Below are 13,217 nucleotides of genomic sequence, written 5' to 3' on the forward strand. Positions count from 1 at the left end.
GCTTTTATACGGAAAAATGAGGCATTTCTCCATCATAATTATGTAAGTAAATAGAGGATTTTTAGTAAAAAAAAGGTCACCGAAGTGACCTATTTTTATTGCTTCATATTAAGCAGATTTCTTAACCGCTTCTAAAAGTTCGTCTTGGCGAGTTTTAAGCGCTTTTGGTAAACGTTCACCAAGTTTGTTGAACAATTCAGTGTGGCTTTCAAGTTCTTTGATCCACTGATCTTTGTCTTGTGAAGTTACAAGATCAAATTGTTCTTTAGTGAAGTCAGAACCAGTCCAGTTTAACTGTTCAAAAGTTGGAACGCGACCAATTGGAGTATCTACAGCCGTTGCACGACCTTCACAACGGTCAATGATCCACTCAAGAACACGCATGTTTTGACCGAAACCAGGCCATACAAAGTTGCCTTCAGCATCACGACGGAACCAGTTTACATTGTAGATCCCTGGAAGTTTGTTGCCCGCAGCTTCAGCTTTAGCAGCAACTTGTTCACCAAGCTCTAACCAATGAGAGAAATAGTCAGCCATGTTGTAGCCAGCAAATGGAAGCATCGCAAATGGATCACGACGAACAATACCTTGTTGACCAACAGCAGCAGCAGTTGTTTCAGAACCCATCGTTGCAGCTTTATAAACGCCATCAACCCAGTCAAAAGCTTCTGAGATTAAAGGCACAGTGTCGGCACGGCGACCACCGAAGATGAACGCAGAAATAGGTACACCTGCTGGATTTTCCCAATCAGCATCAATAGAAGGACATTGACCTGCTGAAACTGTGAAACGCGCATTCGGATGAGCCGCTTTTTCTTCACCAGTATGTGGTTGACCTTTCCAGTTAGTAAGGTTAGCAGGTGCTTCTTTAGAAAGACCTTCCCACCATACTTCACCGTTGTCATTTACAGCAACGTTGGTATAGATCACATCTTTATGAAGTGTTGCCATACAGTTCGGGTTAGTTTTGGTATTTGTACCAGGCGCTACACCGAAGAAACCAGCTTCAGGGTTGATTGCATATAAGCGACCGTCTTCACCTGGTTTGATCCAAGCAATATCATCACCTACAGTTTCAATTTTCCAACCTTCATAGCCTGCTGGTGGAATCAACATTGCAAAGTTGGTTTTACCACAAGCAGAAGGGAATGCAGCTGCGATGTAATGTTTTTCACCTTGAGGGTTTGTAACACCCAAGATTAACATGTGTTCAGCTAACCAACCTTGTTGACGCCCCATAGATGATGCAATACGTAACGCTAAGCATTTTTTACCTAGCAATGCGTTACCGCCGTAACCTGAACCGAAAGACCAGATTTCACGAGTTTCTGGATAATGCACGATATATTTTTCTGGGTTGCAAGGCCAAGCAACATCTTTTTGACCTTCAGTAAGTGGCGCACCAACCGTATGTACGCAAGGGATATATTCGCCATCTGTACCAAGTACATCGTAAACAGCTTTGCCCATACGAGCCATTTTACGCATACTTACTGCTACATAAGGAGAGTCAGTTAATTCAATACCGATATGCGCAATATGAGAACCTAAAGGACCCATAGAGAAAGGAACAACGTACATAGTACGACCTTCCATTGCGCCATCAAACAAACCGTTAAGACGAACACGCATTTCTGCAGGAGCTTCCCAGTTGTTAGTCGCACCAGCATCTTCTTGTTTTTCAGAGCAGATGTATGTACGACCTTCAACACGCGCTACGTCGGACGGATCAGAATTCGCTAAATAAGAACCAGGATGTTTTTCTTGGTTCAAAGCTTGCATAGTGCCGTTAGCGATCATCAAGTCGATATAACGTTGATTCTCTTCTTCGCTTCCGTCACACCATTCAATTTTTGCAGGTTTAGTTAATTTAGCAATTTCTTCAACCCATGCGATGAGCTTGGGATGACGAACGAATTCTGGTGCGTTCACTTGGGTCATGGTGAGGCCTATCTTAAATGTGTACAATTTTGTGTACAAAAAACAATCTAAATGGACGGATATTCCATCTAGATTTAAGTATGAAAAAAAGTGGCTGTATTAAAGCATATATTCATGAAAAAAATAAGACTAAAGGCGTAAAAGATACTTTATTTACTTCATCTTGTAAGTTGTTGATAAATAAGCCGTATAAGCCATAAGTATGGGTAATCTAAACACATTTTTTAAAATTATGTATATTATTTTTATTTTAAATAGTAATAATTAACAAATGTTTATGAATTTTATTCAACTTTCAATTGTTATTGATTAAATGAATGATCATAATTTGAATTTTACATAAAGCTGCTTTTAATTGTTTATAAAATCAGCGAAATTAGAATAAATACTTCAAAATAATCAAACTTATGTCAACTGAACTTAAACCACTTTCCATGATTTATAACGAAAAATCTGGGTTTCATGCGAATAAAAAAGAAGATATTTATGAACAAATGATGACAATTTGGACATCACATGGCTTTGAAATCCAAGTTTTTGATATTTCATCTGAGCCAAACATTCAAAGTTTAATGAAAAAAGTCTTTCAGCGTCATCAGCAATATATGTATCAAGGTGTGATTGTTGCGGCAGGAGGAGATGGCACATTAAATGCCGTTGCTTCACAAATGTTGCACCAAACTATTCCGATGGGAATTTTACCCATGGGAACATTCAACTATGTGGCAAGAGTTTTAAACATTCCACTTGATTTACTTGAAGCTGCAACGGTCGTTGTCACAGGTGAACCACGAGCATCGCATGTGGCGTGTATTAATGATCAAATTTATTTAAATAATGCAAGCTTAGGACTGTATCCCTTATTTATTAAAAAACGTGAAGAATACAATCGTCGTTTTGGGCGCTTTCCTTTAAATGCTTATACTTCAGGTTTAGATGTTTTAATTCGAGATCGTAAAGAGTTAAAACTAGAAATAGAGGTGGATGGGCAAAAATATCCAGTGAAAACACCTTTAATTTTCTTTGGAAATAATCAGTTGCAGCTTAAAGAGTTGAATTTAAAAATCTCAAAATGTGCAGCAGTTGGAGAAATCGCAGGTGTTGTTCTTGCTAAGGGCGATAAGGTCGCTTTATTTAAAACTTTATTGCAAACCATACGAGGTAAATTAGAACAAGCAGCTGATGTGTATAGTTTTGGTGCGCAAAGGGTCATTGTCTATTCAAAAAAGCCTAAACTGACTGTTGCTGTAGATGGTGAGATTGTGAGTATGTCAACTCCGTTAAAATTACATGTTGAAAAAAATGCATTAAATATTATGGTGCCTCATGTTATTGCATCTGTCTGATTTACATTTTGGCACTGAGCGGCAGGAATGTATTCAAGCAATTCAAACTTTTTGCCAAGAGCAACGACCTGAAGTTGTGGTCGTCAGTGGGGATTTAACCCAACGGGCGAAATTTAAAGAATTTTTAGCTTGTCGCCAGTTTTTAGATGGTTTAAAAATTCCATATTTCGTTGTACCTGGTAATCATGATATTCCACTTTATCAACTGTGGAATCGGGTCTTTAGCCCATTTGGTTTATATCAATTATTTTTTGGTAGCCTAGAAAATACTTTAGTAACGGAACATTTTTATTTGATAGGCATGAATAGTATTCGCCGTCGTTATCATACCCGTGGGCATATTTCACTTGAACAAATTCAACATGTGGATGAAATCTTACAAAAAGCACCACAGAACAAATTAAAAATTATTGTTAGTCACCAACCCTTTTATACTTCAAATGAAAATCATCATTTAAAAGATTGTCCAAGCTTAGGAAAGTTTGCCATTAAGGAATGGGGACAACATCAACTCTATGCTTTATTACATGGGCATTTACATTTAGTTGCAGTCTACGATCTTAATCAAGAGTTTGAACTAGATTTGCAACAACCTGTTTATGAAGTACATGCAGGAACAGCGATTTCTAAGCGATTGCATAAAAATATGCCAAATAGTTTTAATGTGATTCATTGTGATGGCTCATTTGAACATTATTTTTTTGATGAAATGAGGCAGGTATTTGTGCCCAAAAAATAATTGTTTATGCTTGATGAATGATAAAAATGCATGTGCTTGCCTAAAAATAATACAAAATTTGAAATTTTTTTTAGCTTTCCCCTTGAAGCAATTATTTCCATCCCCACAAAAGTGTCATATCAAAAATTTGTCGATGACCTAGGAATAAGAAGTCATCTTCACCTCGTAATCAATGACATTATTTAATGTCTATGGAGTTAGAAATGAGCAAGATTCGTCCTTTACATGAAAACGTAGTCATTCGCCGTGTAGAAAAGGAAACTAAAACTGCGGGTGGTTTAATCTTGAGTACTTCAGCTGCTGAACAACCAGCTCAAGGTGAAATCATTGCTGTAGGTAACGGCAAAATTACTGACAATGGTGTACGTGCTTTGGATGTAAAAGTAGGCGATAACGTATTATTTGGTGCATATGCTGGTACTAAAGTGAAAGTAGATGGCGAAGAACTTCTAGTCATGAAAGAGTCAGATATTTTAGCGGTACTTGAAGGCTAATTTACGCAGTTTATTGTGGCTTTTTTAAACAAATCAAATTGTTAAAAATTTAAAAATATTTGGAGTTTAGCATGTCAGCTAAAGATGTAAAATTTGGTGATTCAGCGCGTTCAAAAATGATTGCGGGTGTAAATACACTTGCAGATGCAGTAAAAGTAACTTTAGGTCCTAAAGGTCGTAACGTTGTAATTGACCGTTCTTTCGGTGCGCCGCACATCACTAAAGATGGTGTAACAGTTGCCAAAGAAATCACTTTAAAAGACAAGTTCGAAAACATGGGTGCTCAATTGGTTCGTGAAGTATCAAGCAAAACCAATGACATCGCGGGTGACGGTACAACGACAGCGACTGTGCTTGCGCAAGCAATCTTAAACGAAGGGATCAAATCTGTAACTGCAGGTATGAACCCAATGGATTTAAAACGCGGGATCGATCTTGCTGTTAAAGCATTGGTTGCTGAGATCAAAGCAACTGCTAAACCTGCGTCAGATACCAAAGCGATTGAACAAGTGGGTTCGATTTCTGCAAACTCTGACGAAACTGTTGGTAAACTCATTGCTCAAGCAATGGAACGCGTTGGTAAAGAAGGCGTGATCACTGTTGAAGAAGGTTCAGGCTTCGAAGACGCGCTTGATGTTGTAGAAGGTATGCAGTTTGACCGTGGTTATATCAGCCCGTACTTCGCAAACAAACAAGATACTTTAACTGCTGAACTTGAAAATCCGTTCATTCTGCTTGTTGATAAAAAAGTAAGCAATATCCGTGAATTGATTACAGTTTTAGAAGCTGTTGCAAAAACAGGTAAACCGCTTTTAATCATCGCTGAAGATGTTGAAGGCGAAGCGTTGGCAACACTTGTTGTGAACAACATGCGCGGTATTATCAAAGTATGTGCAGTTAAAGCGCCTGGTTTTGGTGATCGTCGTAAAGCTATGCTTCAAGACATCGCGATTTTGACTGGTGCGACTGTGATTTCTGAAGAAGTGGGCATGACTTTAGAGCAAGCTTCTCTTCAAGATTTAGGTACAGCACACAAAATCACAGTTTCTAAAGAAAACACTGTAATTGTTGATGGTGCAGGTGATGCAAATCAAATTGCTGAGCGTGTAACTCAAATCCGTGCGCAAATCGAAGAATCAACTTCAGAATACGACAAAGAAAAACTTCAAGAACGTGTTGCTAAATTGGCAGGCGGTGTTGCAGTAATCAAAATCGGTGCTGCAACTGAAGTTGAAATGAAAGAGAAGAAAGACCGTGTTGACGATGCGCTTCATGCGACTCGTGCTGCGGTTGAAGAAGGTGTAGTTGCTGGTGGTGGTGTTGCACTTGTACGTGCAGCAAAAGCACTTGACGGTGTAACTGGTGCAAATGATGATCAGAACGTAGGTGTAAATATCCTTCGTCGTGCAATCGAAGCGCCACTTCGTCAAATCGTTGCAAACGCAGGTGATGAGCCTTCAGTTGTGATCAATGCAGTGAAAAATGGTGAAGGTAATTTCGGTTATAACGCTGCAACTTCTGAGTATGGCGATATGCTTGAAATGGGTATTCTTGACCCAGCGAAAGTAACGCGTTCTGCACTTGAGCATGCAGCATCTGTTGCAGGTTTGATGTTGACTACAGAAGCAATGATCACTGACATTCCAGAAGATAAACCAGCTATGCCTGATATGGGTGGCATGGGTGGTATGGGCGGCATGATGTAATTCATCAGCGCAACCATTGATTAAAAAATCCCTGCTTTTAGCGGGGATTTTTTATGCATACTTAAAAGGTATTGTTTAATAAAAAAGCTTGAAGTAAATCAAAATTTGATTTAATTTGTAGAGGAAATTTTAAGAATTTTTTAATTTAATAATAAAAAAGAGAGGTGCCACTTGAACTCACTTAAAGATAATGATCAATTAACCACAATTCATAAAGATGAATTAAAGCATTTATATGCAATGATTGTTGAGAACTTAAATAAAATTAAGAAATTGGAGTCGGAAAATATGTACTTAAAGTTACAGCTAGGGGAATCAAAAATAGAAAGTCTTACAGTAAACTATCAATTAAGTCCATAATGAGCTGCTGTTGTTTTGGAGCAAGTCTCTGAAATTTAGCATCAATAGATGAAAGGTAAATGTGTTGGCTACCTGAAAATTCAGAAGATTGCTGTCCAAATCTTAGCCACTCACTACTCACCTGTAACCATACTGCTAAAATTTGTAGTTTTTCTTGGCTAGGGATAGCATTTCCATTTAACCAATTATGCGCTGTTTGTGTGCTAATCGGTGAGCCTGAATAACGTAGATTAAATTCTTTGCATAAGAAAGTAGGACCACAAGAATAATTAAGGTTCTCTAGACTTGATTTTAGTCGTTCACTAAATGCTTTTTTTTCATTAATTTTATCCATAATCAAGTGAAAAATCCTTTAAAAATATACGTTAGGAGATATTTGGTGAAATAAAAACTTTTTTAATTATAAGAACATAAGATTAAAAAACCAAGATTTGTATACAAAAAGATAAAAAACTATTTAAAAATATTAACTTATTGTTAATTAGATATTTAACTTATAAAGATATAAGAAAATAAAAACCACATATCAAGTAATATTTAAATATTCCATCAAGTTTTGATTGATAAAAATATAAAGCAATATTAGAATCCTCCATGGGAAACAAAAAATGTCTAACTTCTACAATAAATACTTATTAGAAGTTATATGTGCTTGAACAACGTTGATATAAAAGTATTCAGCAGGATTTATATATGAAATTAGTAATGAAAAAAACTTCACTTGCACTTGCAATTGCAACTTTATCTAGCGCAACAATCGCTGCCGATTATAGCTATCGTCCGGCAACAGATACAAAACTAGGGGCGTATGATCAAACAAGTGGTACTGTAGATACCAAAGGCAATCCACTAACAACTGAAATAGCGAATAGTGATAAAATTGAATCTGCTACTGCAAAAGTAGCTGGTAAAAAAGTTGAAGATAATGGTGTTAATTATCAACAATATGCTTATACAGAAACACGTAAAGGTGAAGTAGCGACATCAAGTACGACAACCAATGACAAAGTTACTGATGCAAATACTCAACTCAGCCGTTCAGAAGTGATTTCACAAAATACTCAACAAAGTGGTTTAGTGACTCGTACTGCAAATACACGTGTGCAGTTAAATGATAAAGGTGCAGAGGTTAAAGATTCTGAACAACGTACAAAAGATAGTTCTTTTGAGTTCAGTGCTGATGACTTAGCTAAAGTAAATAATGCGATCAAACAAAGTTATTATAATAAAACTGTAAATACAGCTTATACATCGGCTGATGCACGTGCAACGTCTCGTGAATCACAAACTAAAGTTACAAATTTAAAATCTGAAGCAAAACGTGATGCGAATGGTAAAGAAATCGCAGGACAGTTTATTAGTACTGGTACTGTGGCGGAAGAAACAAATACTAGTAATATTAACTTTAAGTCAAAAGTTAATACAGCTGGAAAAACTGTAAGCCAAGATACAGCTGGTCGTCTTTCAGTTTCTGAAAACAGTGGAACTTCTGAAACTGTAAATACTGATTATGCACATAATGAGAAAGGTGAAGTTGCAGGTTATAGCTTAAGTGCTAACAAGAAGTATTTAGATGAATCTAAAGTTGTTAATACTAAAACAGCATTTGCAGACAAAAAGACAAGCTATGATGATGTTGCTGCATTAGATGTTGATACAAGCTTTACATCTAAAACAGAACAAACGTCAACTTCATTACTTGATAACTTTAATTATATAAATAATACGACTGTTACAGGTTCTAATAAAGAATATAAAGATGGTTTAAGTAATTTAGCTTTTGAGCGTTCTTCAAGTTATACGAATAAATCAACAAATCGTGAATTTGTTAAAAATGCTGATGGTGAATATGTTTTAACCAATGGTAAGCCTACAGTTGCGTATACAAAAGCAACTGAAACATCAAATGAAAGTTTTGATTCAGAATACCAGCCAACACAATATACGGCTGGTAAAAACCAAGGTAAAGATTATGAAATCTTGAATAATGGCGGCTCTACACGTTATACAGATTCAGCAGTACAAAAATCTGTTGATAAATCATCATCTAGCGAAACTAAAACTTATGCTGATGGTTTCGTAGCACATACTAAAACGACTTCAAATGATTCTGCTGACTATAAACGTAGCCAACAAGAAAATATTGAAGTTAACCGTGTGTTAGTTGATCAAGCAACGTTTGACAGCAAGCAGTTAGGAACTAAAAATGTTGGTTCAATTGTAACTAAGCCAGGCAGTGAGTCGACATTTAAAGCGGGTACTGTTGCTCTAACTATTGAAGATTCAATTAATGACCAAATTGGTTCAACTAATAATATCCAAATTAATGATATAAATGGACACATTGTACTTAACCAAGGTAAAGAGATTACAGAAGACCAGATTCAATCTTGGAAAGATGAAAATGGTAAGCAACGTTATTATGTTGTACTTGGTAAAGATCTAGATGGTAATGATATTCGTAGTGAAGTTACGTTTACGAATGGTAAAGGTGATGAAACACAAGATATCAAAGTAGCTACAGTTGTTACTAGCAAATCATCTCATGACTATAAAGAAAATGTAGATCATAGCAATACTACTGTTTATGATTTAAATGCAAAAGAATCAAATGAAAGTGCAACGACATCAAAAGATGGCAAAATCGTTTATGATTCAAGCAAGGGATCAAAAGAAGAAACTGTTAAGTTATATGCGACTGGTAAAAATGCTTTAGATCGTGAAACAACACAAGCATATAATAAAGAAAGTACACATACGAACTATGAACTAGATTCAAAAGGTAATGTAGTTGTATTGGGTGTAGATACTGAGTCAAGTTCAGGTAAAGCATCTTTACAGCAATATCAAGCTGGTCAAGAAAAAGTGTGGAGTTCTACTTCTACAGCAGCAAAAAACAATCAGTCTACAGATGCGAAGGGTAATGTTACTGCGTATGACAAATCTGATAGTTCGCTTGCAGCAACACAATATGCTGAAGGTAAGAATACTCTTGATCGTACAATTGCAACGAATGCAAACGCATCTAAAAAAGAATCAGGTCTTATTGATCTTGTAAATACACCATATTATGGTGTAGACGAAGATGGTAAAGCTTTATCAGCAACGAATGGTGTTCTTGCTAAAGACGAATTAGGTCGAGATGTGGTTTCACGTCAAGAACCTAAAACTGCATCAATTGAAGCTGTTCGTGAAACAACTGGTGCTAAAAAGGTAGATGAAAATGTTTACCAAACAGGTGCTGTAGCTTATAAAAAATCTGAACAATCTTCTTCTAGCTTAAAAGATACTTATAAAGATGGTACTGTTGTTACTCAAACGAATAAGTCTACAGATGATGTAACACTTTATAATCATGGTCAAAGTGATAAATATCGTGATTCTGTAAAAACAAATTCACAAGAAGGCAGTGGAAAAACTTACGAGTTAAATGCAAAAGGTGAAGCTGTTGTTGCGGAAACGTATGAATATACTGACAATGCAAAAACAACTGCTGTAAATTACCAAGAAGGTAAAAATGCATTAACTAGTTCAACAATTACAGAGTCTAATGGAACTGAAAAAGTTGTAACAGATGCTAGAACAACAGTATCTAAAGGTTCTGCTAAAGATGAAGATCTTGTATATCAAGCAGATCAAAAAATTGAAACAGAGAAAAAAGCTGAGTCTAATTTTGAAACTGTAGTAAGTAACAAAGACAAGTCTGGTTATACATATACGCATGCAGCAAAAACAAATGATGTTGTAAATAATACAGATATGGGCTTGTTGGCATCACAAGATGTGAAGAGCACACGAGTTGTTACAGATACAGAATCATTAAAACAAACTGGTACTGATGGTAAAACGACAGATGTTAGTATTACGCGTGGTAGTGATGAAACTCGACGTACAGATTATAGTTTAACTAATAAACAGTATGGTTCTGAAACGATTACGGCAGCAGATGGTGGAAAAACTGTAGTTGCTAAAACACAAACTTCGGTAGCAGATAAGTTTGGAACTACTGAATCAGATACGTTAAACCGTACTGAAACTAAAGTTGCAGCGGACAAAACTTCTACAGCAAAATCTGAAACTCGTGTAGATAATGTTCAAGGTATTACATTAACTGAAGAAAAAATTACAACAGATGCTGCTGGTAAAGCAACAACTACAGTTGTAGGTTCTACTTCAATTAAAGCTGGTGAAATCAAAGTTGGTGATGTTACGATCAATGCTGATAAAGGCTTAAATGCTGGTAATAAAGTAATTGGTAATGTTGCAAATGGTGTTGTTGACTCTGATGCTGCAAATATGGGGCAAGTTCGTTCATTTGCATCTGATTTGAATCGTCGTGTAGATGATGTTGAATCAACCGCTTATCGTGGTATTGCAATTGCATTAGCTGCTCAACAACCAGTTCCTAATATCCAACCAGGTCAGTTTGCTGTGTTTGGTGGTGTAGGTCACTATGAAGGTGAATCAGCAGGTGCTTTGGGTGTAACTACAGTATTTGGTGATGGTCGTACATCTCTAAGTGGTGCAATCGGTGTTGCTGGTGGTAGCGAAGTTGGTGGTCGAATTGGTGTATCTTACGTATTTGGTGGCAAATAATTAAGTTGTTCATCTAAAATAAAAAAATCCTCGCTTCATGCGGGGATTTTTTATGGATAAAAATAATTTATTGATTTTTTTTTAATATATTTTTGTTGGCGAATAAATTGGGTAAGACTATTGTTTGGTATTTTCTCAATTTATATTGCAAGGTTCACATTCATTTGTATAGATGGTGCCTCATTTTAAAGAAAGAAGATATTCTGCAAGACAATAAAAAATTCTTTATTAAAAATGAAAGGCTAAGTTTTGTAGGATATTTAGATCAGCTTCGCTCAACGGTGACATCCATGTCTTATGTGATAGTGCTGTTTAGTTAAGTTTTAAATTTATCTGAAGTTTTAGATTTTAATGGAAAATGGGATCAAAATTTTTATAAAAATAAAATAATACACCATGTACTAAAAATAATAGACAGAGCAACAAACTGTGCTGCGCTCCCCATATCTTTTGCATTTTTTGAAAGTGGATGCTGTTCTAAAGAGATACGATCTACAACAGCCTCTAGTGCCGAATTAAATAACTCAACAATAATAGCAAAGAGACATACAGCAACCATTAATGCTTGTTCAATAGCACTAATATCTAAAAAAAAAGTGATTGGAATAAGAATAATATTTAAAAAAATAATTTGCCGAAAAGCAGCTTCATTTTGGTAAGCAGCTTTAAATCCAGCTAAAGAATAGCCCGTTGCATTTAGGATGCGTTTAAAACCAGTTTTACCTTTTTGGGGAGAATAGAGACTCATAAGTTTGGAAAATAATAAGAATAGTTTGAATTATCATAGTTTAAGCTTAAATGAGCATTAATTTGAATTTTACTGGCTTTTAAAAGAAAAAATTGCTCAATACGATTTGATGTATTGAGCAAAATAGATTATTTGAGAGATGGATTCGCTTTTTGATAGTTCGTTAAGGCTTTACGTCCTAAAGCAGGATCATCAGTAAATACGCCATCAACGCCTGCTTTAAAGTACATTTCAAACTCTTTTTCTGCACCAGATTCACAACGCTGAGCAGCATCAGTTTCTGCTTGGCTACATTTTAAATTTGGTGCTAAAAAATGATTTTCAGGGCGGAAGGTATAAGGATGAACTTTTAAGTTGACAGCATGCGCATTTTTAACAAAGTCTGAAGGTGCAGTAAATGTGTCATTAAAAATATAAGGTTTCCATGGTCCAACACCATCTGCATATAAAGAGACAGTTTTTAAACCTTGTGTTGTTGCCATGTCTGCATAAGTAGTTTGGTTTTTTTGTTCTTTAAAGTCAGCAGGTTGTGCAGTTTTGTCATCATAAAGTTGGATGATTTTTGCATGTTTTAAACTTTTATGTAATGTAAGCTGGTCTTTTAAATATTTTAGATTACTGACCTCAAATGATTGTAGATAAATAGGGGCAATATCACGTGTATATTCATATTTTGCTAATGTTTTGAGTAAATTATCTTCCATCGCCAAATTTTGTTTTTGGAAATAAGTTGGATGCTTAGTTTCTATATATAAACCAATAATTTTACCTGTTTTTTTATAGTTTTGATCAGCAAGTTCAATGATTTGCTCTAAGGTTGGAATGGCAAATTGATCATTATATTGAGTATTTGCTGGGCGTTCTTTAGGAATACGCTCACGTGCTTTAATTTGATTTAATTCACTTAAAGTAAAATCTTCGGTAAACCAACCTGTCAGTGATGTACCATCAATAATTTTGGTTTTTTTACGGTCGGCAAATTGACTAAGTGTACTGATATTTGATGTGCCACCAATTTCATTTTCGTGACGAGCAACTAAAACACCGTCTTTTGTTGATACGAGATCAGGTTCGATAAAGTCTGCACCATCATCAATCGCTTTTTGATATGAAGCTAAAGTATGCTCAGGACGTAAAGCACTTGCGCCACGATGTCCTACAATAATGATTTTAGGTTCTTGATACTCGGTTTTAGGAGGTGATGAATAGTCATCATCATTGTCATCATTGCATGCGGTTAATGCTGCTAAAAGGCTGAAGCTCAGTACAGTTTTTTTAATCATGATT

9 protein-coding genes are annotated in these 13,217 nt (G+C 35.8%); 5 read left to right on the forward strand and 4 right to left on the reverse strand.

Annotation, left to right across the window (positions count from 1 at the left end; genetic code table 11):
- Positions 1-108: 108 nt before the first annotated feature.
- Positions 109-1,941 carry a phosphoenolpyruvate carboxykinase (GTP) gene (locus C9E89_RS03465; RefSeq protein WP_107007036.1) on the reverse strand — a complete coding sequence of 611 codons (1,833 nt, stop codon included), beginning with the start codon at positions 1,939-1,941 and terminating at the stop codon, positions 109-111.
- A gap of 407 nt (positions 1,942-2,348) precedes the next feature.
- Between C9E89_RS03465 and C9E89_RS03470 the strand changes: the two genes are divergently transcribed.
- The 4 genes from C9E89_RS03470 (at position 2,349) to groL (ending at position 6,226) form a co-directional block, all read left to right on the forward strand.
- The gene (locus tag C9E89_RS03470; RefSeq protein ID WP_107007037.1) at positions 2,349-3,287 is read left to right on the forward strand and encodes a diacylglycerol/lipid kinase family protein; all 939 of its coding nucleotides are present in this window, start codon (positions 2,349-2,351) and stop codon (positions 3,285-3,287) included.
- Complete coding sequence (locus tag C9E89_RS03475) at positions 3,268-4,026, forward strand: metallophosphoesterase family protein (RefSeq protein ID WP_107007038.1); 759 nt, start codon at positions 3,268-3,270, stop codon at positions 4,024-4,026. Before C9E89_RS03470 ends, C9E89_RS03475 begins: the two co-directional genes overlap by 20 nt.
- 203 nt (positions 4,027-4,229) lie before the next feature.
- Positions 4,230-4,520, forward strand: a complete 291-nt coding sequence (locus tag C9E89_RS03480) for a co-chaperone GroES (RefSeq protein ID WP_107007039.1) — start codon at positions 4,230-4,232, stop codon at positions 4,518-4,520.
- A gap of 71 nt (positions 4,521-4,591) precedes the next feature.
- Positions 4,592-6,226 (forward strand): chaperonin GroEL, encoded by a 1,635-nt coding sequence (gene groL / locus C9E89_RS03485; RefSeq protein WP_107007040.1) that lies wholly within the window; start codon positions 4,592-4,594, stop codon positions 6,224-6,226.
- Positions 6,227-6,557: 331 nt separating this feature from the next.
- Here groL and C9E89_RS03490 read toward each other — a convergent pair whose 3' ends face one another.
- Positions 6,558-6,920, reverse strand: a complete 363-nt coding sequence (locus C9E89_RS03490; protein ID WP_107007041.1) for a hypothetical protein — start codon at positions 6,918-6,920, stop codon at positions 6,558-6,560.
- Positions 6,921-7,279: 359 nt separating this feature from the next.
- Here C9E89_RS03490 and C9E89_RS23750 point away from each other — a divergent pair, with 359 nt between their 5' ends.
- Entirely contained in the window at positions 7,280-11,182 is a 3,903-nt protein-coding gene (locus C9E89_RS23750; RefSeq protein WP_228198973.1) for a YadA-like family protein, read from the forward strand.
- A 373-nt stretch (positions 11,183-11,555) separates the two neighbouring features.
- On the opposite strand, the gene C9E89_RS03500 is transcribed toward C9E89_RS23750, so the two are convergent.
- Both C9E89_RS03500 and C9E89_RS03505 read right to left on the reverse strand, forming a co-directional pair.
- A complete protein-coding gene (locus C9E89_RS03500; protein ID WP_107007042.1) occupies positions 11,556-11,930 on the reverse strand; it encodes a diacylglycerol kinase in 375 nt (124 codons plus the stop codon).
- A 128-nt stretch (positions 11,931-12,058) separates the two neighbouring features.
- Positions 12,059-13,213, reverse strand: a complete 1,155-nt coding sequence (locus C9E89_RS03505; RefSeq protein WP_107007043.1) for a glycerophosphodiester phosphodiesterase — start codon at positions 13,211-13,213, stop codon at positions 12,059-12,061.
- Positions 13,214-13,217: the final 4 nt, after the last annotated feature.

The sequence above is a fragment of the Acinetobacter sichuanensis genome (genome assembly GCF_003024515.2).
Classification (GTDB): Bacteria; Pseudomonadota; Gammaproteobacteria; order Pseudomonadales; family Moraxellaceae; genus Acinetobacter; species Acinetobacter sichuanensis.

Bases quoted from the DNA above. Each gene is read 5' to 3' on its own strand.
- C9E89_RS03475 (WP_107007038.1), top strand. From the start codon at position 3,268: ATGTTATTGCATCTGTCTGATTTACATTTTGGCACTGAGCGGCAGGAA.
- C9E89_RS03490 (WP_107007041.1), bottom strand. From the start codon at position 6,920: ATGGATAAAATTAATGAAAAAAAAGCATTTAGTGAACGACTAAAATCA.
- C9E89_RS03470 (WP_107007037.1), top strand. From the start codon at position 2,349: ATGTCAACTGAACTTAAACCACTTTCCATGATTTATAACGAAAAATCT.
- C9E89_RS03465 (WP_107007036.1), bottom strand. From the start codon at position 1,941: ATGACCCAAGTGAACGCACCAGAATTCGTTCGTCATCCCAAGCTCATC.
- C9E89_RS03500 (WP_107007042.1), bottom strand. From the start codon at position 11,930: ATGAGTCTCTATTCTCCCCAAAAAGGTAAAACTGGTTTTAAACGCATC.
- C9E89_RS23750 (WP_228198973.1), top strand. From the start codon at position 7,280: ATGAAATTAGTAATGAAAAAAACTTCACTTGCACTTGCAATTGCAACT.
- groL (WP_107007040.1), top strand. From the start codon at position 4,592: ATGTCAGCTAAAGATGTAAAATTTGGTGATTCAGCGCGTTCAAAAATG.
- C9E89_RS03505 (WP_107007043.1), bottom strand. From the start codon at position 13,213: ATGATTAAAAAAACTGTACTGAGCTTCAGCCTTTTAGCAGCATTAACC.
- C9E89_RS03480 (WP_107007039.1), top strand. From the start codon at position 4,230: ATGAGCAAGATTCGTCCTTTACATGAAAACGTAGTCATTCGCCGTGTA.